The sequence below is a fragment of the Yersinia sp. J1 genome, assembly GCF_050586585.1.
GTDB classification, from domain to species: Bacteria; Pseudomonadota; Gammaproteobacteria; order Enterobacterales; family Enterobacteriaceae; genus Yersinia; species Yersinia entomophaga.
The window spans coordinates 1-25,903 of sequence record NZ_JBOBDP010000018.1 but is presented as its reverse complement, the minus strand read 5'-3'; the positions used below and the strand labels follow the sequence as shown (position 1 = coordinate 25,903).

The following is a 25,903-nucleotide window of genomic DNA, read 5'->3' as shown; positions in this document are numbered from 1 at the left end:
TTACCCATTTATTAATCAATGTCAGACTATTGAAGTGAATAAATATCCTAATCAAGTGAATATGCCAGATGTGAATAAATTTATAATTTATATCCTCAATTCCTTGATGTTTATTGACGACAGACAATAAAACTCATTTGCTTATAGAGTTATTCATCTTTTATCAATTCTTTATTTGTTTTTGTTATAAAAAAACGCCGGCAGCAACATCACCGGCGTTGTTATTAACTTCCTCAGTCCATATTAACCGGCCGCTTCGGCTTCATCCTGCTCGATAGCAAAACATGCCACCATTTGATCGCCATACTGTTTAAGCTGCGGCTGTAATTGGCTACAGGTGCCAAAGGCCCGACGGCAGCGAGCATTAAACGCACAGCCCGGAGGCGGATTCATCGGGCTGGGTAGCTCGCCAGTTAGCTTGATACGTTCCCGGCGCATATCCGGATTCAGCCGTGGCGTAGCAGATAGCAGCGCCTGCGTATAGGGATGACGCGGATTATTAAAGATGGCCTCTTTGCTGCCTTTTTCCACGCAGCGACCGAGATACATCACCATCACTTCATCCGCAATATGTTCAACTACCGACAGGTCATGGGAGATAAAGACATAAGACAGCCCCATTTCCTGCTGTAAATCCATCATCAGGTTCAATACCTGCGCCCGCACCGACACATCCAGAGCAGACACCGGCTCATCGGCAATAACCACATCCGGATTCAACATCAACCCTCTGGCAATCGCAATACGCTGGCGCTGGCCACCGGAAAACATATGAGGATAGCGATCGTAATGCTCAGTTTTCAGGCCAACTTTCGCCATCATTGCCAACGTTTTCTCACGGCGTTCCTTACTGCTCAACGTCGTGTTGATTTGCAAAGGCTCTTCGAGAATCTGCCCCACTTTTTTACGCGGATTAAGCGAGCCATAAGGGTTTTGGAAAACGATCTGAATCTTCTGGCGCCGTAGTTTCTCTGCGCTTTCATCCGGCTTCAGCAAATCCTGCCCTTGGTAATACAGCTCACCGCCGGTAGGTATTTCGATCATGGTCAGCAAACGGCCTAGCGTCGATTTACCACAGCCAGATTCACCAACTACCGCCAACGTTTTGCCGCGTTCCAAAGTGAAGGAGACACCGTCCAGCGCTTTTACCAAGCGTTCCGGAGCAAAAAAGCCTTTCTTCACTGGATAGTATTTTTTCAGGTCAATCGCCTGCAAGAGCGGCTTGGTCGCCTGGGATTCAGGCTTCATTTCAGTTTCATTGTGGTTCATAGGGTCGGCCTCCCCGCATCATCCAACGGTGTATGGCATTTAACCTGACGTCCCGGCGGGCCGAGCAGTTCCGGTTCTTCGCTGCGACAGCGTTCGTTGGCATATGGGCAACGAGGATTGAGCAAACAGCCGTCGGGACGGTCATATTTACCCGGCACCACGCCCGGCAATGATGCTAACCGTGCTTTATCCTGCGCAAATTCCGGCAATGCACGCAGCAATGCCTGAGTGTAAGGATGGCGCGGCGCACGGAAGATTTCCGAGGCTTTACCGGTTTCCACTACCTGCCCGGCATACATCACAATAATATAGTGCGCCGCCTCGGCTACCAGTGCCAGATCGTGAGTGATCAGCAACAGAGCCATATTTTCCTGCTGCTGCAACTCCAGCAATAGTTCGATGATCTGCGCCTGAATAGTCACATCCAGCGCGGTAGTTGGCTCATCGGCAATCAGCAGTTTAGGGCGACAGGCAATCGCCATGGCGATCATCACCCGCTGGCTCATCCCGCCGGAAAGCTGATGAGGATAAACATCCAGACGTGAAGCCGGATCGGGAATACCCACCAGCGTGAGTAAATCTACTGCTCGCTGATGCCGAGTACGACGATTGCCGCCCTGATGCACCTTCAGCGCTTCCATAATCTGGTAGCCCACGGTGTAACACGGATTCAGGCTGGTCATCGGGTCTTGGAAAATCATCGCCACTTCTGAGCCAACCAGTTGGCGGCGTTCGTTTTCCGAAATTTTCGTCAGATCGCGACCGTTAAACTCCAGTTTGTCGGCCATGACTTTGCCGGGGTAGTCAATCAACCCCATAATCGCCAGAGAACTGACCGACTTACCGGAACCGGACTCACCCACGATACCCACAACCTGACCTTGCTCAATGCTATAGCTGATACGGTCTACGGCTTTAAACGGCGCTTTTTCATCACCAAAATGCACCGACAATTTATCTACTTTTAAAAGTGCCATCTCTCTCTACCTCTACTGCTTGAGTTTGGGGTCGAGAGCATCACGCAGGCCGTCCCCCATCAGGTTAAACGCCAGAACCGTCAGCAGAATTGCCACGCCGGGGAAGGTCACCACCCACCAGGCACTCTGCGCGAACTGCAACACGTCGGAGAGCATGGTGCCCCACTCCGGCGTTGGTGGTTGCGCGCCCATGCCCAGAAAGCCGAGTGCTGCCATATCCAGAATGGCGTTAGAGAAACCGAGAGAGGCTTGTACGATCAAAGGTGCCAGGCAATTTGGCAAGATATTGATAAACATCTGACGTAGTGCGCCAGCGCCGGCAACGCGGGAGGCGGTCACATAGTCGCGATTGACCTCCACCAGCACCGCCGCGCGAGTCAGACGCACATAGTGCGGCAGTGCCACAAAAGTCAGCGCCAGAGAGGCATTCACGATTGACGGCCCAAATACCGCCACCAGCACCAAAGCCAGCAACAGGCTCGGCAGTGCCAGCATGATATCGACGAGACGCATGATAATGGCGTCAACTACGCCGCCAAAATAGCCCGCCAATAAACCTAAAATCACGCCCATCACCAGCGATAGCGTAACGACCAGGCAGCCAACCAACAGGGATAAACGTGCGCCATACATCAGGCGGGATAGCACATCACGCCCTACGTCATCGGTGCCAAGAATGAATTTCCAACTGCCCCCTTCCTGCCACACCGGCGGTTTCAGCAAAGCATCGCGAAACTGTTCTGCCGGCAGATGCGGCGCCAACCAGCCAGCGCCAATCGCGACCACCAGCATGATAATGATATAGAACAGGCCGGCAACGGCCCCTTTGTTGCGCTTGAAATAGTGCCAAAACTCCTGCATCGGGGTCATTGGCTTCGGCGCACTTTTTACTGCTGACTCGGTAAGTTGAGACATTCTGCGCCCCTTATTTCTTATGGCGAATACGCGGGTTAACCACGCCGTAGAGCACATCTACCAGCAGGTTAACAACAATAATCATGGTCGCGACCAGCAATACACCGCCCTGCACCACTGGATAATCGCGGCGTTGCAATGCATCTATCAGCCAACGCCCCAGCCCCGGCCAGGAGAAAATGGTTTCGGTCAGAATCGCTCCAGCCAGCAGAGTGCCAACCTGTAAGCCAATGACGGTGACAACCGGCAGCAAAGCGTTACGCAGGGCATGTACCACAATCACGCGCATCCGGCTCAATCCCTTGGCGCGCGCGGTACGAATGTAATCTTCCCCCAGCACCTCCAACATGGATGAGCGGGTCATTCGCACAATAACCGCCAACGGAATAGTGCCCAGCACGATGGCAGGCAGGATCATATGCATCACGGCGTCTTTGAAATCGCCTTCTTCACCCCAAATCAGGGTATCTATCAGCATAAAACCGGTGAGAGGATGACTGTCGTCGAGGAAAATAGTATCGCTGACTCGCCCGGATACCGGCGTCAGATTGAGCTGCACCGAAACCAGCATAATCAGCATGATGCCCCACCAGAAAATCGGCATCGAATAACCCGTCAGGGAAATACCCACGGCGGTATGATCGAATATCGAACCCCGTTTGACTGCGGCCAAAACGCCAACCGGAATCCCGACGCTGATGGCAAATAGCATCGCGCACAACCCCAGTTCTAGCGTAGCTTTAAAGCGCGGCACGAATTCTTCCCATACGGAAATACGGCTTTTAAGGGAAATCCCCAAATCGCCGTGCAACACGCCGTTAACGTAATGGAAGTATTGTTGATAGAGAGGCTTGTCCAGCCCCATTTCTGCCATGATTTGCGCATGACGTTCTGCGGATATACCGCGCTCCCCAGCCATGATGGTCACCGGATCGCCGGGGATCATATGGACAAAAGCAAAGGTCAGCAATGTTATGCCGATAAACGTTGGGATCACTAATCCCAAACGTCGGAGTATGAACTGAAACATATCCCGAGCTCTCTGTGTAAAGTGCCCAACAGCTCATAGGCCGTCAGGCTTATTAAAAACCCGGCCCCGGAGCCATCCGCACAGGCTCTGCTCTCAGGGATGGGTTTAAGGCTCACATCTAAAACGATGTCTTAACTATCTGGAATGCCAGACAAACGAGGGCACCTTAGCGCCCTCATTCATGAACCGCATTGACAGGTTATTTATCGATATCCACTTGCTGGAAGTAGTGGCCACCCAATGGATCGACGATGTAGTTTTTTACTTCTTTACGCACAGGTTCGTACACGGTGGAGTGAGCCACAATCAGCGCCGGAGCCTGATCGTGCATAATCACCTGAGCCTGTTTGTACAGTTCGGCACGTTTAGCCTGATCGGATTCAGCACGCGCAGGTTGGATTACGTCTTCAAACGGCTTGTAACACCATTTGGAGTAGTTGGAACCTTGCTTGGCCGCATCACAGCTAAACAGCGTAGCGAAGAAATTGTCCGGATCCCCATTGTCCCCAGTCCAGCCCATCATCACGGTCTGATGTTCACCTTCTTTGGCGCGCTTCAGATACTCGCCCCACTCGTAGGTGACGATTTTGGCTTTCACACCAACTTTCGCCCAATCAGACTGGATCATCTCGGCCATACGACGAGCATTCGGGTTATACGGGCGCTGTACCGGCATCGCCCACAGATCGATAGAGAAACCGTCTGGCAAACCAGCTTCTTTCAGTAACTCTTTCGCTTTTTCTGGGTCATAGGCGTAATCTTTGATTTCATCGTTGTAGCCCCACATTGTTGGTGGGATCAGGTTTTTAGCCGGCTGACCAGCCCCCTGATAAACTGCTTTGATGATCGCGTCCTTGTTCACGGCCATAGTCAGCGCCTGACGAACCTTGACGTTATCCAGCGGTTTTTTCTCAACGTTAAATGACAGGTAACCCACGTTCAGGCCAGCCTGCTCCATCAGATTAATTGATTTGTCTTCTTTCATGCGGGCAATGTCAGCCGGATTCGGGTACGGCATGACCTGACATTCGTTTTTCTGCATTTTGGCGTAACGCACAGAGGCATCTGGCGTAATAGAGAAGACTAAACGATCGATTTTTGGTTTGGTGCCCCAATAACCGTCGAAGGCTTTATACAAAATGCGTGAGTCTTTTTGATACTGCTGTAGCTGGAACGGGCCAGTACCGATTGGATTCAGATCGACTTTCTCCGGCGTACCGGCTTTCATCATGTTATCCGCGTATTCGGCAGACAGGATTGAAGCGAAGTCCATCCCCAGATCGGCCAGGAAAGGCGATTCCGGACGAGTCAGCACGAAGCGAACGGTATGATCGTCAACTTTCTCAATGTTGCTGATTAACTCACCCATCCCCATCCCCTGGAAGTACTCATAGCTGCCGCCAGAGACTTTATGGTAAGGATGGTTGGCGTCTTTCTGACGCATGAAGGTGTAGATCACGTCATCCGCGTTGAAAGTGCGGGTAGGTTTAAAATCTTTGCTGCCCTGCCACTTCACGTCTTTACGCAGATGGAAAGTGTAGGTTTTGCCGTCTTCGCTGACTTCCCATTTCTCAGCCAGCGCTGGCTGAATTTCTGTTGTACCAATCTTGAACTCAACTAAACGGTTATAAATGGCACGAGAGCTGGCATCGTAAGTAGTGCCAGAGGTGAACAACTGCGGGTTAAAGCCTTCCGGCGAGCCTTCTGAGCAATACACCAGTGTTTTTGCCTGAATCCCGGCAGAAACAGCCAGCGCAACCAGCCCAATACCGAATTTTACTATCCCTGCCTTTCCCAAGGAAATCGTCATCGCTTGTGCTCCATTGTGGTGATGTGTGTTGTGTGTACAGCCAGACCCTATAATTTTTTAGTCCGCGGTCTGTGCTGTTCTGGCCTGATGGCCGCAGGAATGGTGGAATGCGATGCCGAATAGAAACCTATTCAGGCGGTCGGTTTGAAGAGGTTAAAACCCCAAAACTTCTGTCGCTAACTACCCCTGAGGGTACCAATTTGGCAACAGTTAACAGCAACGTCAATATGGCTGATGGGGTTTTATACAGAGTATGAGAAACAGCAAGCAAACATAAAAAAAACTTTTTATTAACATAATTAGCATTAAAAATTATGCTACTACTAATTAGTCAGTGTTATCCACTGGGTAAAATTCATACTCCAGTGGTAATACCCAGAGATAATCAGAAAAACTTTGTTGCTAAATGATGAAAATCTGCTCAATTATTTTTGTGATCTCACAGCAAAACAGGATGAAATGCTGCCTTATACCCATAAATAGGTGACGACTAGACTCATTTCATACATGGTTCATTCATCTTTACCGACTGGTTCGCGAAAGGAATAAGGTCAGGTCAATCAAAAGCAGATTTGAGATCGTTGGGCGTCTAGCCTTCGCGCACCAAAGCAAAGCACCAAAATAGTGCGTCCGGGCAAACCGCTTTAATCACTTCGCATTGGCCGCATAAAAATATGTCTTTGCGCCGCCATAAATCACCCGGCGCTTCAGGAAAATTAAAATAGTCCTCCATCAAGATCTGAACGTTTTCTTCACCCCTAAGCCGCCTTGGATCAGACCCGAATCACTGGTCAGCCTTTCGACGTCCTCAAAACGACAACCATTACATAAAAACCCTGACCTGTTAGCGATAACTACATAACACGCGCTCTTTTCCCCGCGATGCCCAGCTCGCCGTCTCTCTAACTCCTTTTCATTAATAATAATCTTGGCTTGATCGCCCGTTAAATAAGGGTTTCCAATGGGAGAGGTAGCCAGAATATTGTTAATATATTATCTGATCATGCTTTTTACGATCCTTCACTTCAGATTTAGTCAATTTATTGTATGAAACGCCATCTTTACTCGGAGTCTGAATATTTATTATCGTACTTAATCCTCCCTGAAAATATCTATCCTGACATTTACATTTTTTTCTTTTCTCGCTGATATTAATCCAGCTATTTGGCTCTCAGCCGCTTTTTTATCGACCACGATTTCAGCTCAAACATTTGACAAGAATAAAAGAAAGAATATTGGTGTATAAATATCTATGGCGTTGAATGGCATGTTGAAATAAGCATTAAAACATTGAGCGCGCTCGTTCGCCCTCCTTAACTATCAACAAAGTCAAGTGACAACAGAGGTCCGGCGTCTGGCAGGTGAGAGTCAACGGTTGATGGAATGCGGGTCTATAACTGAACTCTTGGTTTGCTGGTATAAAAGGTTTACTCGCTGAGCCTGAGAGCTAAGAGCTAAGAGCTAAGAGCTAAGAGCTAAGAGCTAAGAGCTAAGAGCTAAACAATGTTCACGGGTTCTTGTGTAAATGCTAATGTATAGTTAAACATCGCAAGCAAAGTGAGCCACTCTATTTCTTGCTGGTAGCTGATATTGCCGTCCAATTGCCAATCACCCAACCGGCGGCCAAGATTACAACCCCAAACTCCATCGGCTCAAACGTCGTCTCTGTATTACGATCCCCGTATCATTGAGAAAAAAATGACATAACACTTTGTATGAGAACCGAGTAAAACCTTTTCTCTATTATTATCCTCAAATTGCCTATCAAGTATATATTCATCCAATAACATTAGATGATTCCAAATTTATAATTACGGATTAACATCAAATATAATATCCAAGATAAATAAAAATCCTATCGAGATAAATTTATGCCATCGAGTATTAAATATTTTTATTTATAGTAATAATACTATATCTCAGTCCTGACAATGGGATGTATATCATTAAAATTAATGATAATAAATAGAGGTTTTTATTTATACTGAAAATATTCACACCGTAAAAAAACCTTTCATATAATATTTATTAATGCCTGATGCATTACCAATAAAAATTAAAACTTATCCGATAGATTGATTGGTTACCTTCCACTGAAGTCAGCGAGTTAATAGCCAAAAGATCCCGCGGGAACAGACAGAAGATTTATTGTAGGAAAAGGTTGGAGTCTTGGAGTCTTGGAGTCTTGGAGTCTTGGAGTCTTGGAGTCTTGAGAATATTGAGGTCTATAAACGAAAAAACCCCGGCCAAAAAGCCAGGGTTCTTAAATGTGGTCGGCGAGAGAGGATTCGAACCTCCGACCCACTGGTCCCAAACCAGTTGCGCTACCAAGCTGCGCTACTCGCCGAATCGGGGCGCATCTTACTGCTACGCTCCTGGGGCGTCAATCACTTTTTAACAACCCTGCGCCGAGTGTTGATAAAATCACCGGCGCTGACTAAAAAGTGACTTACCTCCCCCTTTTCTACCTCTTTGATCAGGCGTTGGCTTCAACCTGACGCGGTGACTGCGCGCGTAGGAATGGCAACAGGAACAACGCGGACATACAGGCAGCAATAGAGATAACCACGAAGAAGCCGTTCCAGTGCCACACTTCCATGATGCGTGCAATCGGGTAGCCAGATAATGCGGCCCCCAGATAGGCAAACAGACCAACAAACCCGGTAGCCGCACCGGCAGCGTCTTTATGGGAGCATTCTGCCGCCGCCATACCGATTAGCATCTGTGGCCCGAAAATGAAGAAACCAATCGCGAAGAAGCAACCTGCCTGAAGTACATAGCTGATGCCCGGCATAATCCACAGGGACGCCACGGACAGGAAGATACCGATAGAGAAAATCAGGTTCATTGGCCCACGGTTACCGCGGAACCATTTATCAGAACCCCAACCGGCGACCAGAGAACCGATAAAACCGCCGACTTCAAACAATGAAATTGCCGAGTTTGCGGTCATCAGGGAATAACCTTTTTCCTGAGTCAGATACAGGTTACCCCAGTCATTAATCGCGGTACGCACGATATAAACCAGCACATAAGATACCGCCAGCAGCCAGATGTATTTGTTCGTCAATACATAGCGTTTCACGATTTCTTTGTTGGTCAGACCCAGACCTTCAGATTCCTGTACCAGTTCCATGGCGTCATTACGCCATTTACCAACGCTCGGCAGCCCCATGGTGCTTGGCTTATCACGCAGACGCCAGCACATCAGCAAACCAATCACGACGCCAATAATGCCAGGAATGATCATGCCGTAACGCCAACTGAAATGCAGAGAAATACCGCCCACCAGCAGTGGGATTAAAGCACCACCAAAGTTATGAGAAGTATTCCAGATCGCCCACCAGCCGCCGCGCTCAGAGCGGGAGTACCAGCTAGTCAGAATTTTGGAACACGGCGGCCAGCCCCAGCCCTGAAAGAAGGCGTTTAAAATCCATAGCGCGCCAAATAGCAGCAGGGAAGAACTCATACCAAATAGAATATTAATTATCCCCGTCATAATCAGGCCGATACCCATAAAGTAGCGCGGGTTGGAACGGTCACTGATCATGCCGGAAATAAATTTGGAACAGCCGTAGGTGATATAAAATAGCGTGCCTAAAATGCCGACGTCAGACATGGTCAGGCCTAAATCGCTGAGCATTGCTGGCATGATGAAGTTGAAACTTTTGCGGGTGAAGTAAAAGGCGGCATAGCCAATGTACATCGTCCACATCAACTGAATACGCCAATATTTGTAGGTCGCATCAATTTCTTTTTGATCCGTTACCGGCGGCACGTTATCGCGGCTTTTAAAGAAAGACCACATGTTGAACCTCAGACATTAATAAAAGTGTGGTCATCATGGCGCGCACGCGTAGGAAAGAAACGGGGTACATTCCCACCGGCACCGAGAGTATTTCCTAGTTTTGCTTAGTTAGCGAAGGAACTGTGGGCAGGATCACACTCAAACAGGTACCGTTATCCACCTGAAATTTGAAGTGCCCGCCCAGCGCGCTAACCCGCTCCTGCATCCCACGTAAACCGTAGCCAGGCGTGAACTTCTCCAGATTCACCCCTTTTCCGTTATCGCGAATAGTCAGATGCACCTGCTGCTTAACCTGCCGGGCATCGACCTCGATGCGACTGGCTTCGCCGTGGCGATAAGCGTTCGTCACGCCTTCCTGACAGATGCGATACAAGGTGATTTTCAGGGTTTCATCCAATTGCCCATCGCTCAGTTGCCATTGCAATACGCCAACCACAGATTCATCCTGCGGAATAAGTTCGCGCATCAGCGCCGCCACCGCCGCAGAAAGCGGTAAATTGTTCAGCGCTGCTGGCCACAGCTGCTTCAGAACATCATGAACGCCGTCATAAACCCGCAGCGCCAGAGTCTCAATCACGTCAGAACAACTCACTACCGGTGCCTGATCCGTCAAGCGCCGGATGATGGTCGCCTGAGTGCGAATGACCGTAATACTTTGCCCTACTTCATCGTGCAGCTCGCGCGCGACTTCCCGCCGGGTTCTTTCTTCGGCAATCACTAAGTCTCTGGCTAATCGGCGATTTTCACTCAGACGCGCAGAAAGTTGCTGATTCAGTTCCCGCTGACGTTGAATGCCCGCCCCCAACAATAAGCCAGTCAGACTTTGTGCCAACAGAGAAAGCAATAAATCCCGATGAGAATCAAGCTGGGCGGGTTCATTAACCATCAGCGCGACACCGTTTAGCAAGGTCGCCACTAATGCCCCCTGCCAGCCATAGCGATAGGACATAAACACAATGGGGATAGCCAGACAAAATGGTGCAAAACGCCTTAATTCCGCTTCGCTAACCTGATGTTGCAGCCAGATACTCAGAGCAAACAGCAGCAAATACCACACCAGATGGCGCAAACGCAGGTTAATAGGCTTGTGAATCAGCCCCGGCTCCAGCGGCAGCCAGATTTGTCGCGCCAGATAGTGCCACAGCAACAGGCAGGTGGGCGCTATGGTAAATCCTCCCGCCAGCCCCAAAAGTAGCGCCATCGCGCCCTGCGCGGTGGAAAGCTGCCATATCAATGCCTGAATCAACGCGGCGATAGCAACCACCGAACCTTGCATCAACGGCCACTGCCACTCGCTATCGCTCTGCTGGTGCCGCAATAGCCAAGGGGAGGCAAACACTGCCAGCAACGTGGTAAACAGCAATACGGGTAAGGCAGTCCACAGTAATATCAGGCTATCGAATTGATCTGCCAGCAACCATAACAGCAAAGTGTCGGCCAATAAGATTCCCGGCCAGTAACCGCGCGGGCTTTGCAGTAAAATGCCTAAACGCAGCCCGAAGGGGAAGAGCAATAATGCCTGTAATGGCTGTTCGACCAGCAGCGTCCCAATGCTCCACAGACAAAATGCAGCGGTGAAATAGATAAAAAACAACGCTAACAGCGTAATCAGGCGCTGCATCATAAATTCAAAACTCGCTTCGCTAATTCAACGTTATTACTGACACCTAATTTGGCGAACAGATTAGCCCGATGCACATGTACGGTTTTAGGGGATAAACCCAAAGATTCGGCAATTTCCCTCACTTCCATCCCCTGAGCCAGTAAAATAGCCACTTCTCGTTCACGGCGTGTCAGCGGATCGACCGCGACTTGCACCAGCCGCTGGGCAATTTCCGGCATCAGATAAACGCCACCGCCGCCCACGGTGCGTACCGCCGTAATCAGGTCATCCGGCTTGCAGCGCTTGGACAAAAAGCCCTTGGCACCGCGTTCTAGCGCCATTTCAACCAGCGCCGGACTGTCGTGCATCGACAGCATGATCACGCCGATACCGGAGGGAATGTCTTTCAACAAATCCAAACCGCTTTGATCTGGCATGGAAATATCACAAATACAAATATGCGGATTCAGCCCCGGCAAACCTGCGCGCGCCTGCTCTGCCGAACTAAATTCCCCAACCACCTGGATGTCGTCCTCCATGGATAACAGCTGCACAAAGCCCGATCGCACAATGTCATGATCGTCAATAAACGCCACGCGATAAGTCATGGAGGTCTCCAGTTACTGGGGGGAAATATGGCGAGGAGTATACAACAAGCGATGCTCAACTGCGGAAGGAAACAGGATTAACGCCGGATAGCATAACTAGCCGGCGTGGATGATTAATTAGCGCGACGAATTTTCTTCTCTGGCGCATGACACCAGTTATTTTTCTGCGCAATTCCCCCGTCTGGCGAGGTATAACCCAGACAACCCAATATGGAATCAAACAGCTCTTCATGACGATGTTGGGTTCCCAGGCGTTGTTGGGCCTGTAAATTCTCAAACGCATTTTGGTGCTGCGGTTCCGCCAGGAATTTATCGGAAGCCCACACCAACAGAGGAACACGGAATTGCTCTACAGGAGCCATTTCACGAGGAGTACCGTGGAAATGAGCGTTGGCGGCAATGGATTCGCCATGATCGGCGGCGTAAAATACCAACGCTTTTTTATCTCTTACCTGATCGATAACGTTAGCAATGAAAGTATCCGTATATAACACGCTATTATCAAAGGCATTGACCAATTGCTGACGAGTACAGGAATCGTCTACGCCCATACATTCCGGCGTGTAGCGAGCGTAACTGCGGGGATAACGTTGAGAATATAAATAATGAGAACCTTTGGTATGTAATACCACCAGATGCTTTCCATCCGGATAGCGGCCCAGTGACTCTTTCAGTTCATCTACTAACAACATGTCATCCACCGGTTTGCCGTCGTTGCGTTTCTCAGAGGCAATGATTTCACGGAATGAGTAATTATCCGCATTGGCATTATTGTAGAACCACACTTCGCTTTGCATCGCGAACAGTTCAGAGCTGAAGCCCAGTGATTTCAACACGGAGAAAATATTCTGTTCCTTCAAAGTACGCTGCGGGTTATCTGCCGCCCCGCCTTCCCGAACAAACATGCAGCGCAGAGAAAGTTTTGTCGAGGTATCGCAAGACGTCCCCTTGAAAGCCACCAAATTCTTTTCTTTACTCAGGCGCGGCGTGGTATCACGCGGATAGCCCAAAATTCCCATATGATCCCAGCGGGTCGTTTCGCCAATAATAAAGACGACATAGGTTTGATCGATATCTGCGGGGGCAACATAGGTAAATTCTTTGGTGGGATCGAGTAACGTAGCTGCATCGTGGCTTTCGTCATATTGGGTGTAAGCATATAAACCCAAGGCAGCCAGCCAGTTAGACGGTAAGTAAGAGTGAGCCACCACGCCGCCATAACTCGGTAAATCTACCGTTTTTAGCTGTTCATCCAGTTTTTGCGCCTTATCCAGATAGCGTAAAGGCAACCAAACCAAAGCCACCACGGCGACCAGTAATAACAATGGCTTAATACGCTGACCCGGCGTGCGACACTGCTCTAGCAACGTTAATCGCAAAGCGTTCTTCCAAATCAGCAGCAACGGTAAGACGCTGACCAACGCCATCCATAGAACGAAATGCAGACCAATGACCTCTTTCGAGAGGTCGATATCCGTCGTCATCACCGACACCACGATGCCGTAACCAATCACTACGTTGAAGAACGTCATGTAATAGCTGGCAGCAACGGAAATCAGCACTAACAGGCTGGCAGTAATGCGGTAAAACAAACGGCCACCCAGCGAAATCAGGCGCATCATAAAGAAGGTAAACAGAATAATAGCCACCACCTCAGTGACGGCGGAAAGCACCTTTATACCTTGAATACCCTGGGAAAATGAGTCGAATCTACGGTAAAAGACCGAAATATTCAGGAAAATACCAATATAGATAGCCAACAACAAAGACATGTTTTGCTGCGATAAAGACTTAACTCTGTCCATAAAAAATGGGATCCCGGGGGCAAACTATTTACAACTTGAATGTATCAGACAGTAATCATCACTGCTGGTTCCGTTTACAGGTGATAAGCACACTATTGATTTCACCAGCAATAAATATCTTATGGATTATCACGCGAGCAGACATGCGCCGGAACAAAGTTATGGCGAGAAAATCAGGAAAAAAACAGAGGAATGGCGAGAGAAAGGTAAATAAAAGAGGGGAATAGATAAATCACCCATAAAGGACATTTCGCCCTTTATGGATGCATAAAATCCAGACGAGCCTATTACTTCAGGTTCAGCGTCACGTCGATATTGCCGCGAGTGGCATTAGAGTAAGGGCACACAATGTGGGCTTTTTTCACCAACTCTTCCGCTACGCTGCGCTCAACGCCCGGCAGGCTGATATCCAGCTGGACTTCAATGCCGAAACCAGTAGGAATAGCGCCAATACCAACGGTTCCTTCGATTTGCGCATCATCAGGAATTTTCACTTTATCCTGAGCGGCGACAAACTTCAGCGCGCCAAGGAAGCAAGCAGAATAGCCAGCAGCAAACAGTTGCTCTGGGTTGGTGACTGCGCCGCCAGCGCCGCCCATTTCCTTTGGCACACCCAGTTTAACATCCAGTACGCCGTCAGAAGAGGTCGCACGGCCGTCACGGCCACCGGTAGCTTTGGCTTTCGCACGATAAACAACTTTCTCAATAGACATAATATTTTCCTTTTTAGGTAATCATTGGCCTAGTTTATGTTTCAAGAAATAACATTTAAATAAGTTACTATTAAATCGCACACTATTTAAATGGTTTTACAATAATAAGTGTAGAACAGATTGGAGCCATGTCATTGTGGCTCTCATCTATGGAAATCAGATTTCCTGCAACAACTTCTCTCGCAATGATTCAAGCTGTTGTTTTATATCTACTAATTTATCAAAATCACAGTCTGCAGCGCACATCACCGCTTCTGGAATACCCTGAGCCTGCTCGCGCAACGCACGACCTTGCTCGGTCAAACGGATGATCACCTGCCGCTCATCATTGGATGCGCGGGTGCGGATCAGCAGTTCTGCGTTTTCCATACGTTTTAACAATGGCGTGAGAGTCGCGGAATCCAAAAACAGCCGTTGTCCAATATCCGATACCGTCACTTCATCCCTTTCCCACAGCACCAGCATCACCAAATATTGCGGATAGGTCAGACCCAGCTTCCCCAACAGCTTACGATAAACTTTATGCAACGCCAGATTGGCGGAATACAGTGCAAAGCACATTTGCTGGTCAAGCAGTAACGGATTCTTCAACGTCAGGCGTCCAATTCAAAAACTATGGATTCAATATATATAGTGTGCGATGTAATCGCAAGCAATTTCAGCTCAAATAAAAAGCCCCCAGTAAATGGAGGCTTTCTGCGCTTACTTTACTTAGTTACTTAGCTGGCGCGTCTATTTTGGCATCAATGCGTTGCAGCATATACGGATAGAACGGATTTGATGAAATACGCATCAGAGAATCTAATCCCACTACCAGCACCGCTCGCTCCCCGCGCGCAGCAAAGGTGCCCAAGCTGATACCGTACTGATCCCGAGGTTCCGGATAGCGGCCATACAGCGAATCGCTCATTGGGAAAGGCAAAGCCACGTGAGACAGCGAGAAAATGTCCGGTGGATAAATCAATCCGGTCGGTACTGACGTTTCCGTGGTTTCACCGGCCAGAGTGGTTATGGCCAAAGTGTCGTTACTTTCCGGTGACACATTGGTAATTACCGTGGTGTTGTAGTTACGCGGCGGCGGCGGCAACAAACGAGCCAACGCGGTATAAGACGACGTGCGTAATAACGGGCCAAAGCTAGCGGCGCGGTTTAAATCAAACAGCACCACTTCACTGCCATTTTTTGGCAGGTGATTGTACAACGCGGTAACCACAGCGCGGGTACTAACGGTGGAATCCATCAGCGACTGGAAGGTCAGAATGGGCGGCAGACTTTCCAGTTTGTTATCTCGCGCATCGCGGGAAATCTGCTGTTGCAGCGCCGCCGTCAACAGGTAGGATTGTCGAGCCGCATTTACCGGGAACGAATTGTATTTAAACGGGTTAAACTCCGGCACTATGCCCAACCAGGACGCTTTTGCAAACGCGGGGAAAATAGCGGGCCAGCCAGCGATACCGGCAAAACGGGCAAAACTGGTGACGCCAATCATCGGTGAAATCAGGATCACTCGCTCAGGTTTCGCTAACTGCGGATCTTCCAGAGAATCCAACGCATACTTCATCGCCAGCGCGCCGCCGTTGGAAAAGCCCACAACATGCAGCGGCAACTCTTTTCCGCTCAATATCTTGGCTTCACGAACCGCCAAACGGGTAGCGGCCATCCAATCCTGCCAATCCACATCCGTCAACGCCGCAGGTACAGAACCATGAGCCGGCAAACGAATACCGACAGCCACGTAGCCTCGTTGACGATAATTTTCGGCAATATGACGTAGGCTGTATGGCGTATCGGTTAAACCGTGTAATAAAACCACCGCCCCTTTCGGCGTGCCTTCCGGATTCAATATATAAGAACGGTTCCAGTCATTGGCAAAATGCGGGGAATAAATAGGGCTACCGGAATAGTAACGGTTTAACGGCACCTCAACTCTGGGTTCCAGCTTGTCCGTCACATTAGCTTTAACTTCGGCAAAAACATTGTCTTCCGCTTTCAGATAATCCGCCCAGTTGGCTTTATCTATTTCTCCCGCCCGCATTTCATGGGGAACAAAGGTATGCCAAAGCTCAAGTTTAGGGCCTCTTTGCGTATCGTAAATTCGCACGGCCAATAGGGTAACGGCAATCACCACCACTACCAGTACAATTCGTTTAATCCACCGCGTAATAGCTCTGGTAGGCATGCGTCGCTACTCCCGACCTGTATTAGGAATCAATATAACATTGAGTTTATCACCATTCGGCAATCCCAGTATCTTAACCGGATTTCATTCGGCTAGAATAGAAGTTAACGTTGAATAAATAAGCAATTGGTTAATTAAACGACTAAAACAACCTGCGCTATTTTCCACTAAGGTAAATAAAGACCCTAGTTAAAATTGAATCTCACAAATTCACTATATGGATAAAACATATGAATAGCCCTCAAACTGAGCCAACGACCAAATCAGGTAGCGGCTCGCGTCGTGATTATCTTCGCTTCCATCACACTCACGAGCATCTGTCCGGCCCCTTTGGCAACGGCTGGTTTGCGCTAAAAGCAGAGGCTTTCGCCCGATTTTTTGGCACTCCGCTTTTTCTGGGAGCACAAACGCTGATTGTTGTTCTGTGGATCGGTGCCAACGTTATGGGTTTCGCCAAATTTGATATCTATCCCTTTATCTTGCTGAATCTGGCGTTCAGCTTACAGGCCGCCTACGCTGCGCCGCTGATCCTGTTGGCTCAAACTCGTCAGGCTGAACGTGATAAAGCCAATGCCGAAGCTGACGCACAGCACCGGGAGGCGCTGGCTATCGCCAATGAGGAACGACAGAAAATGGCCGCGACCATGGCCGAACAAATGCTGGAATTATTGCGCCAAAATACCGAATTGACGAAGTTAACACATCAGCTGGCAGCGAAAATTAATGCGTCAACGGCGGGGAAATCAAAAGAGAGTTAAAACGAAAGTGAAGTAGTGAAGTAGTGAAGTAGTGAAGTAAAACAGGCTGCATCAAGCAGCCCGTTCATTCCTTTCCTCAACGTAGTTTAAGACTCGCTACGCTCTGTCAGGTCAACCGGTGTTGCCGACGCTTTTCGCGCCCAAATCCACCATGCCAGCGTCATTAATATGATCCAGCCTAATCCTACATACATCGCAATCCGAGTATCCGGGAAATAGCCCAACACCATAATAATAAAGCCCATAAACAGAATGGCCAGCATTGGTGCTACCGGCCAGAATGGCACCGGGAATGCCAGACGAGAGGCACTTTCCTTACTCATGGAGCGGCGCATGGCTACCTGCGAAATCAGGATCATCAGCCATACCCACACGGTGGCAAAAGTGGCGATAGAGGCAATAATCAGGAATACATTCTTCGGAATCAGATAGTTAAGAACCACACCGCACAGCAAAGCCACTGACATCACTAAAATCGTCATCCAGGGCACGCCATTACGCGTCAGGCGGCTAAAACATTTAGGTGCCAATCCTTCCTGAGACATACCAAACATCATACGCCCCGCGCCGTAAATATCGCTGTTGATCGCGGATATTGCGGCAGTGATCACCACCAAATTAAGGATATTTGCCGCAGAACTGATTCCCAGACTGCTGAAAATCTCAACAAAAGGGCTCCCATTCTGCCCAATGCTATTCCACGGATAAATCGCCATCAGCACTAATAACGTCAGAACGTAAAACAGCAAAATGCGCACCGGCACCGTGTTGATGGCCTTCGGAAGCACTTTTTCCGGATTCTTCGCTTCGCTGGCGGTAACCCCAATGATCTCAATACCACCAAAGGCAAACATCACGACGGCAAATGAAGCTATCACGCCACTGATGCCATTCGGCATAAAACCCTGATGCGACCACAAATTACTTAAGCCAGTGCTTTCATGCCCGGCACCAAAGCCAAACATCATAATGCCCAAACCTGCGGCGATCATGGCGATAATTGCGGTGACTTTCAGCAATGAAAGCCAAAATTCCATTTCGCCAAATACTTTAACACTGCACAAATTCAGCGCGCCGATAAAGAAGATAATGCTGAGCACCCACACCCACTGCGGCGCGTCTGGGAACCATAACCCCATATAGATACCGAACGCGGTAACGTCGGCCAGCGCCACGATGACCATCTCAAAAGTATAGGTCCAGCCGGTCAGAAAGCCTGCTAACGGCCCGAGGTAGCGACCGGCATAATGACCAAAAGAACCTGCCACCGGATCGTGCACCGCCATTTCACCCAACGCTCGCATCACCATGAAAACGGCTGCGCCACCAATTAAGTAAGCCAGTAACACCGCCGGGCCAGCCAGACGAATCGCCTCAGCCGAACCATAAAACAGCCCGGTACCAATGGCCGAACCTAACGCCATAAAGCGAATATGCCGCGCGCTAAGACCGCGTTTGAGCGTGGATGAATCATTTTTCATGGTGCATTCTCGCAATGTTTAAGCCCTTTCAGGCAGGGGTTCAGAGAGGGTGATACCAGTATTTGGAATCACCCATAAGATCTGTTTTTATTATTTTATGAAAGGCTTGGAAGCAATCCGGCAGGCATCAACGCATTTAAATGGCGCTGAGACAGCAGTTGACTGGCGGCTTCAATGTCGGGAGCGAAGAAGCGATCTTTATCATAATAGGCCACCTGTTCTCGGAGCAAATGGCGCGCAGATTCCAGCGTATCAGACGTTTTTAAGCCCTTACGTAGATCCAGCCCCTGACAGGCCGCCAGCCACTCAACCGCCAGAATCCCGCGCACATTTTCGGCCATTTCCCACAGGCGCTTACCGGCTCTCGGTGCCATAGAAACGTGGTCTTCCTGATTCGCAGAGGTCGGGATGCTATCCACGCTTGATGGAAAAGCCAGCCCTTTATTCTCACTGGTCAGCGCCGCGGCGGTCACCTGTGCAATCATAAAGCCGGAGTTAACGCCGCCGTTATCCACCAGGAACGGCGGTAACTGGGACATATGTTTATCCATCATTAACGAGATACGACGCTCAGACAAAGAACCTATCTCGGCCAGCGCCAGCGCCAAATTATCTGCCGCCATCGCCACCGGTTCCGCATGGAAGTTACCGCCAGATAGCACGTCGCCCTGTTCGGCAAAGACCAATGGGTTATCAGACACTGCGTTCGATTCAATCGCCAGAACTTCGGCAGCCTGACGCATTTGGGTCAGACACGCGCCCATAACCTGCGGCTGACAGCGCAGAGAATACGGGTCCTGCACTTTTTCGCAGTTTCTATGGGAATCAGAAACCTGGCTCTTTGTGCCGAGCAAGTGACGGTAAGCATGGGCGGCGTCAATTTGCCCTCTCTGACCACGTACCTCATGAATGCGAGCATCGAACGGACTACGCGAACCCAACGCCGCTTCAACCGTCAGACCGCCACATACCGTCGCGGCCGCATACAAATCTTCCGTTTCAAACAAGCCGCGCAGCGCATAAGCGGTAGAAACCTGAGTCCCATTGAGCAGCGCCAGCCCTTCTTTCGCCGCCAACGTCAGCGGTTTAAGACCGGCTTTTGCCAGCGCATCGGTGGCTGACAACCACGCCCCCTGATGACGAGCCTTGCCTTCACCCAACAACAGCAAACTCATATGCGCCAGAGGTGCCAAATCGCCTGAAGCGCCGACGGAACCTTTTAACGGAATATGGGGGTAAACCTCGGCATTAATCATCGCAATAAGCGCCTGAATCACTTCCAGACGAATACCGGAAAAACCGCGAGCCAGACTATTTACTTTCAAAACCATAATCAGGCGCACGATAGCGTCATCATTGGCTTCACCGACGCCAGCCGCGTGAGAGAGTACGATTGAGCGCTGTAAGTTTTCCAAATCTTCCGTCGCAATACGGGTTGAAGCTAGCAATCCAAAACCGGTGTTAATACCATAAGCGGTGCGTTTCTCGGCCAAAATGGCCTGCACGCAATCCACACTTTTCTGAATTGGCCCATAGGATTCATCATCCAGGATGATGCGTACCGGCTGCTGATAAATATGGCGCAGATCGGCCAGCGTCAACTGACCCGGACGCAGTGTCAGAGTTTTCATGCTTTTTTCCCTTGAGTGGCGGCAACCATCGGCAAGTTAAGCCCTTGTTGTTGCGCGCAATTGATCGCAATCTCGTATCCCGCATCGGCATGACGCATCACGCCGGTGGCCGGATCGTTATGAAGAACTCTGGCAATACGTTCTGCGGCCTCATCGCTTCCGTCGCATACAACGACCATGCCGGAATGCTGTGAGAAGCCCATGCCTACGCCGCCGCCGTGATGCAGAGAAACCCAGGTCGCGCCGCTGGCGGTGTTGAGTAATGCGTTAAGCAACGGCCAGTCAGAAACTGCATCGGAGCCGTCCTGCATCGCTTCAGTTTCCCGGTTCGGGCTGGCGACCGAGCCGGAATCCAGATGATCGCGGCCAATAACGATAGGGGCAGACAGCTCGCCACTGCGAACCATCTCATTGAAAGCCAGGCCTAATTTTGCCCGCTGACCTAAACCGACCCAGCAAATACGCGCCGGTAATCCTTGAAAACTAATACGTTCGCGCGCCATATCCAGCCAACGATGCAAATGCTCATCATCTGGAATCAGCTCTTTTACTTTGGCATCAGTTTTATAAATATCTTCCGCCTCTCCAGAGAGCGCAGCCCAGCGGAATGGCCCAATACCGCGACAGAATAATGGACGAATATAGGCAGGAACAAAGCCAGGGAAATCAAAAGCATTACTGACACCCATGTCTTTGGCCATTTGGCGTATATTGTTGCCGTAATCGAAAGTCGGGATACCCATTTTTTGGAAAGCCAGCATGGCTTCAACATGCTCGGCCATAGAGGTTTTAGCCGCGTTGACGACTAAAGTTGGTTCGCTTTGCGCGCGCTGACGGTACTCTTCCCAGCCCCAACCTTTCGGCAAATAACCATTAAGAGGGTCATGGGCGCTAGTTTGGTCAGTCACCATATCCGGGCGAACGCCACGGCGTACCAATTCCGGCAGAATTTCGGCGGCGTTACCGCACAAAGCAATAGAAACGGCTTCGCCAGCAGCGGTATATTTTTTGATTCGCGCTAACGCATCGTCTAAATCCGTTGCTTGCTCATCCACATAGCGCGTTTTTAAACGAAAATCGATGCGGCTTTGCTGGCACTCGATATTCAACGAGCAAGCGCCCGCCAGAGTGGCCGCCAGAGGCTGCGCGCCGCCCATCCCGCCTAAACCGGCGGTGAGAACCCAGCGCCCTTTTAGGCTACCGTTAAAATGTTGGCGGCCTGCTTCCACAAATGTCTCATAGGTGCCCTGTACGATGCCTTGACTACCGATATAGATCCAACTGCCTGCGGTCATCTGACCGTACATTGCCAGCCCTTTCGCATCCAGTTCGTTAAAGTGCTCCCAATTGGCCCAATGTGGCACCAGATTGGAATTGGCGATCAGCACTCGTGGCGCGTTGCTGTGAGTTTTAAACACACCAACGGGCTTACCGGACTGAATCAACAGCGTTTCGTCATCATTAAGCTGTTTCAGGCTTTCAACAATTTTGTCGTAACATTCCCAGTTACGAGCCGCTCGGCCAATTCCGCCATAAACCACTAATTCCTTAGGATTTTCAGCCACCTCAGGATCCAGGTTGTTCATTAGCATGCGCAGTGGCGCTTCGGTAAACCAGCTTTTGGCATTCAGTTGCGTACCACGCGGGGCGCGAATTTCACTATCACGAAATCTGTTTTCAGCAGTCACGGCAATTTCCTTCAACAGGGTTTCTGAGTGCCAATAGGCACTGCTCGCTTTGGATGTTTATTAACATATACTCGTATAGACAAGTACAAGCAAGCTAAGGAATAACAACTGACTTTTGAAGATAAATGACGGTGTGAAATTACAAAAACACTTTATAATCAATTGGTTATATTTGTATCAAAATTGATATATATCGGTTCAAAAGAATATTAGACGTGATATCACTAACAAAACCAGCATAAAATTGGTCTATTTTTGCGCACAGAATCACATATATTTCACACTTGGTTTACATAAATCACTACAACAATTAACGCAAATGATAATTATTCACGTTAAATGGCCATCCCATCGACAAGCTATTTAACATAATATTATTGGCAGTGAACAACCTTCGGCGGTAATTGGAATGACCATGATGCCATCGATTGTTGCGGATTTATGTCCAAAGAATGGCGCTGGCGAAGACCATCCGAATCGACCTTCAAAGCCTTATCTTGCTGGCTTTTCGGCCAGGGCTGCTGCATATTTTTTCTAGCAACATTGGCTATGGTATTTTCTCTTTGCGACAAGGTTCCGAGCAATCCGAGAAAACCCGGCGTTAAAGCGGCAGATTTCCCCTGATAGTGGTTAATCTGTGGCCCTTTCTCACTCATGCTCAAAATCGCCTGAGCCGGACCAGCTAAAAAGTCTGATACATACTGCCACGCCAGCGCCTGCCGCTCATCGTAGCTCAGCCCTTTCCCATTCTGGTTCATTGGCTCCAATACCTGATCCTCCCACTGTTTCTGAACCCAGCATCCAGTACAGCGAATAGCATGAGCTAATAGAAAATCACCGTCGCTTTGATACAGCTTCCACACCGCCATTATTCCCAAATCCTGCGCATGATTACCGGCTCCTTTTTGCAGTTCGACTAACGTTGAAACAGCCGTTGCAGCGGATTACTCGTCGTTTCCTCCTGTTGCTGGAACAACCCTTCGGTCAAATTACGGCTATCCTGCGCAGTCTTGATACTTTCTTCAACCGCAAAACTTAATGCCTCTCGCCAAGCCTGCCATGCGCGGAGCGACACTTTGGTTGAAGCCGCTGCCGACCGAGGCTCCGGCATCAGCCACCGCTCGATACGCTGCTGCCATTGTTGCTTTATTTTGTGCAGATATCCCATGTTCGGTGATCGCGTAGTATATTGATCGAGAATGATTAAACGCCGGTGTTCTTGTAACCAAGGCTGGCTCTGCGCTTCGGAAATATCAGATAATTGCAGATTCATTTGTCTGGCAAATTCCATCGACGGACTACTACCCTGCCTGATACTTAACAAACGATCCTGCCACTCCTGCGCGCTCAATGGCGGAAAATCCTCATTAACCACGTTAAATAGAAGCTCTAGCCAGTTTTCCTGCCGAATAGATGGCCATTGCTGGCGAAAAGCGGTGAACGTTGTCAGTGCAATATCATCGCCAACCGCCTGTTCAACGGTTTCCAGCCAATCATTTACCTGCTGTACGCGGACTAACGTCCAAAGATCGGGAAAATCGTCCATAGACAAAGAATGGAGCCAGATGTTAACTGCAGGCTTTACCGAAGCATTAGATGCACTGGCCAGCAACCAGCGCCATTGGGGATCGCTTTCTACTAACCGAGCCAATAATTGCCGTAGCTGAGTTAACTCGCTTTTTTCCGGTTGTAATCGCCATTGAGCACGCTGCAAAGCTAATTGGATGTAAGGTAATAAAATAGGAGCGGCAACATCAGAAACTGGTTTTTTGACATAACGTAGCCGTTCAAAAGAATCGACAAGATAATCGTGCTCGAAAAGGCTTTGTTTAACCAAAATATACTGAGCCAACGCCAGTATCATTTCACGCTGCCGTATTGGTGCTTCAGTGCGGAAGCGGTCATAATAGCGGCGAAATTCCTCTGTGATATTTCCCAAATCAGCAGGAGCGCTTTCCAATAGCGCTTTTTCAATAGTTCGATGCTGCCATTTCAATATGGGGATAAAAGGGAGATAACTCAGCGGCGAATCTTGCCAGCGCTCGTTGATCTGTAATTGAGTAACCAACGCATTTGGATCGAGACTTTTTATTTTAAAAGTGATTAATGCCCAGCTCCGCCATCCCCAGAGAACCATTAATCCGAATAGCATGACTAATAATCCTATTCTGGCCTTTTTATGGCAAAATCCCCGCCATAGCGTAATAAAGATACGCAAAGCTAAAGACCGCTGAGCCCACATTCCCGCCCCGTGGAGGATCGTTACTTTCTTAATCATAGGTCGAGCCTGTAAGCATCAAAAAAACTCAATCCACGAAATAACAGAGAAAAAAAGGAGTACAATAATAGATGCTGACCATCTCCTATTAATAACTCGATTTAATATCAACTTAATTATTGATTTTTTCCTGGAACACATCAGTTTATGGCTAATATCAACTAATTTGAGATAACAATACTCAGGCAAGCATTTTTCTTCATTGGCAATAGTTTTATCCAGGAAAATATCGTTGTCCTTGTTATATTTCCCATGAAATCCTAGCCGCAGGCAAAGTAAATAGACCATTCGAAGCTCATTTTCATTTTTATCAATTTTTTCTAGCTGGTTGAAAAAAACATCCCCACCGGTAGTGGTCTGAAATAATTGTGTTTGCAGCAAAATATCTTTCCATTGCTTAGCATAAGAGAGCGAGGAGGATAAAATAAACTCATCAAACCAAACCATGACAGCCAATAATGCCCGATCGCATTCAGAATCACTATAGCCCTGCGACTCCGCGGCTTTCGCCGCCCTTTCAAAAACCTCTGTGGTTTTTTCACGAATATACTGATAATTATGGTTAAAATCAGGCTGTTTTTCCAGAATCAAAGCGAAACGAAAAACATCTACATAACAGTCAATTAATGTCTTCATAATGCCACCGAGCACATAATCTCATTTTCCTGAGTTAATAGTGCGCTTAACAAATAAGGTATAATCCACTGCCTGTTAAAATACATGTTAATCCACTCCCTGCTTATCCTTGATTTATCCTGCTGAAAGCAGCCATAGCCAAATATCTCATAACGCAACGGGACTTATCTGATAGATTCACAAATAATATTAAAAGAGTACATCATTGCTAGATATTCGACAGATTAATTATCATTAAAATACATGTAAAAACATTAAGGACCGATTTAATACTTAATTATTTAACAAACTGAGCCGTAGCATAAAAAACTCATTACTCATTACTCATTATGAAGGTATGGCAACGTAACTCTTACAAAGAAAGGTTATTTAATTCATTAAACGTGACACTAATAATTATTATATAGAACAATAATTTAATTTCATTCTAACCGCTAAACCTCCAATTTATAGCTGAATCCTACTTACCGGATTAGACAGCGACCCGAATTGCTCCTGCCAGAAGAAAACAGAGAATGTGTTTTGGACGATTTTTTTGGATGGGTATTTGTAACTAAAAAATCACCATGAAATTCTATACACATTTGTGGCAGATTTAAGGGGGGCGCGGAACATCACAGACGTGAAGTGACAGTATCATAATGATATATGATGGTTTTCTAGACTGTTTTGGAGGTAACGGGAGAAATTGTGGCGATGGCGGGAATGTAGGTG

At 48.5% G+C, this 25,903-nt stretch carries 19 protein-coding genes and 1 tRNA gene; 1 reads left to right on the top strand and 19 read right to left on the bottom strand.

Going from position 1 to position 25,903, the window contains the following annotated elements:
• Positions 1–243 precede the first annotated feature (243 nt).
• The 13 genes from dppF to ACQ4OC_RS17260 all read right to left on the bottom strand — a co-directional run bounded on the left by dppF (position 244) and on the right by ACQ4OC_RS17260 (position 16,717).
• Positions 244–1,248, bottom strand: coding sequence for a dipeptide ABC transporter ATP-binding subunit DppF (dppF, locus tag ACQ4OC_RS17320; protein ID WP_430971457.1), 1,005 nt, complete (start codon positions 1,246–1,248; stop codon positions 244–246).
• Between the two features lie 17 nt (positions 1,249–1,265).
• On the bottom strand, positions 1,266–2,246 hold the full coding sequence (gene dppD / locus ACQ4OC_RS17315) for a dipeptide ABC transporter ATP-binding protein (protein WP_064515786.1): 981 nt from the start codon (positions 2,244–2,246) through the stop codon (positions 1,266–1,268).
• Positions 2,247–2,258: 12 nt separating this feature from the next.
• Positions 2,259–3,161, bottom strand: coding sequence for a dipeptide ABC transporter permease DppC (gene dppC / locus ACQ4OC_RS17310; RefSeq protein ID WP_064515789.1), 903 nt, complete (start codon positions 3,159–3,161; stop codon positions 2,259–2,261).
• 10 nt (positions 3,162–3,171) lie between these two features.
• Entirely contained in the window at positions 3,172–4,191 is a 1,020-nt protein-coding gene (gene dppB, locus ACQ4OC_RS17305; RefSeq protein WP_064515792.1) for a dipeptide ABC transporter permease DppB, read from the bottom strand.
• A 199-nt stretch (positions 4,192–4,390) separates the two neighbouring features.
• On the bottom strand, positions 4,391–6,001 hold the full coding sequence (dppA, locus tag ACQ4OC_RS17300; RefSeq protein ID WP_064515795.1) for a dipeptide ABC transporter periplasmic-binding protein DppA: 1,611 nt from the start codon (positions 5,999–6,001) through the stop codon (positions 4,391–4,393).
• A gap of 2,270 nt (positions 6,002–8,271) precedes the next feature.
• Positions 8,272–8,348, bottom strand: a tRNA-Pro gene (locus ACQ4OC_RS17295).
• Positions 8,349–8,477: 129 nt separating this feature from the next.
• Complete coding sequence (locus tag ACQ4OC_RS17290) at positions 8,478–9,809, bottom strand: MFS transporter (RefSeq protein ID WP_064515798.1); 1,332 nt, start codon at positions 9,807–9,809, stop codon at positions 8,478–8,480.
• A gap of 94 nt (positions 9,810–9,903) precedes the next feature.
• Positions 9,904–11,433, bottom strand: coding sequence for a signal transduction histidine-protein kinase/phosphatase UhpB (gene uhpB, locus ACQ4OC_RS17285; protein ID WP_064515799.1), 1,530 nt, complete (start codon positions 11,431–11,433; stop codon positions 9,904–9,906).
• A complete protein-coding gene (gene uhpA / locus ACQ4OC_RS17280) occupies positions 11,430–12,020 on the bottom strand; it encodes a transcriptional regulator UhpA (RefSeq protein ID WP_064515803.1) in 591 nt (196 codons plus the stop codon). Before uhpA ends, uhpB begins: the two co-directional genes overlap by 4 nt.
• Positions 12,021–12,133: 113 nt before the next feature.
• Positions 12,134–13,825: a kdo(2)-lipid A phosphoethanolamine 7''-transferase gene (eptB, locus tag ACQ4OC_RS17275; RefSeq protein WP_430971446.1), complete on the bottom strand. Its 1,692-nt coding sequence runs from the start codon at positions 13,823–13,825 to the stop codon at positions 12,134–12,136.
• A 287-nt stretch (positions 13,826–14,112) separates the two neighbouring features.
• Positions 14,113–14,538: an organic hydroperoxide resistance protein gene (locus ACQ4OC_RS17270; RefSeq protein WP_064515808.1), complete on the bottom strand. Its 426-nt coding sequence runs from the start codon at positions 14,536–14,538 to the stop codon at positions 14,113–14,115.
• Positions 14,539–14,694: 156 nt separating this feature from the next.
• Positions 14,695–15,099: a MarR family winged helix-turn-helix transcriptional regulator gene (locus ACQ4OC_RS17265; protein ID WP_064515810.1), complete on the bottom strand. Its 405-nt coding sequence runs from the start codon at positions 15,097–15,099 to the stop codon at positions 14,695–14,697.
• A 154-nt stretch (positions 15,100–15,253) separates the two neighbouring features.
• Positions 15,254–16,717 carry an alpha/beta hydrolase gene (locus ACQ4OC_RS17260; protein WP_064515813.1) on the bottom strand — a complete coding sequence of 488 codons (1,464 nt, stop codon included), beginning with the start codon at positions 16,715–16,717 and terminating at the stop codon, positions 15,254–15,256.
• 230 nt (positions 16,718–16,947) lie between these two features.
• Here ACQ4OC_RS17260 and ACQ4OC_RS17255 point away from each other — a divergent pair, with 230 nt between their 5' ends.
• Positions 16,948–17,475 carry a DUF1003 domain-containing protein gene (locus ACQ4OC_RS17255; protein ID WP_064515816.1) on the top strand — a complete coding sequence of 176 codons (528 nt, stop codon included), beginning with the start codon at positions 16,948–16,950 and terminating at the stop codon, positions 17,473–17,475.
• 86 nt (positions 17,476–17,561) lie between these two features.
• On the opposite strand, the gene ACQ4OC_RS17250 is transcribed toward ACQ4OC_RS17255, so the two are convergent.
• From ACQ4OC_RS17250 to ACQ4OC_RS17225, 6 genes are all read right to left on the bottom strand, one after another.
• Entirely contained in the window at positions 17,562–18,956 is a 1,395-nt protein-coding gene (locus ACQ4OC_RS17250) for an amino acid permease (RefSeq protein ID WP_064515819.1), read from the bottom strand.
• A gap of 95 nt (positions 18,957–19,051) precedes the next feature.
• Positions 19,052–20,587 carry a histidine ammonia-lyase gene (gene hutH, locus ACQ4OC_RS17245; RefSeq protein WP_064515822.1) on the bottom strand — a complete coding sequence of 512 codons (1,536 nt, stop codon included), beginning with the start codon at positions 20,585–20,587 and terminating at the stop codon, positions 19,052–19,054.
• Complete coding sequence (hutU, locus tag ACQ4OC_RS17240) at positions 20,584–22,275, bottom strand: urocanate hydratase (protein ID WP_064515825.1); 1,692 nt, start codon at positions 22,273–22,275, stop codon at positions 20,584–20,586. Before hutU ends, hutH begins: the two co-directional genes overlap by 4 nt.
• Positions 22,276–22,649: 374 nt before the next feature.
• On the bottom strand, positions 22,650–23,144 hold the full coding sequence (locus ACQ4OC_RS17235; RefSeq protein ID WP_430971445.1) for a hypothetical protein: 495 nt from the start codon (positions 23,142–23,144) through the stop codon (positions 22,650–22,652).
• A gap of 47 nt (positions 23,145–23,191) precedes the next feature.
• On the bottom strand, positions 23,192–24,553 hold the full coding sequence (locus ACQ4OC_RS17230) for a hypothetical protein (RefSeq protein ID WP_430971444.1): 1,362 nt from the start codon (positions 24,551–24,553) through the stop codon (positions 23,192–23,194).
• Between the two features lie 18 nt (positions 24,554–24,571).
• Entirely contained in the window at positions 24,572–25,189 is a 618-nt protein-coding gene (locus tag ACQ4OC_RS17225) for a DotU family type IV/VI secretion system protein (RefSeq protein WP_430971443.1), read from the bottom strand.
• Between the last annotated feature and the right edge of the window lie 714 nt (positions 25,190–25,903).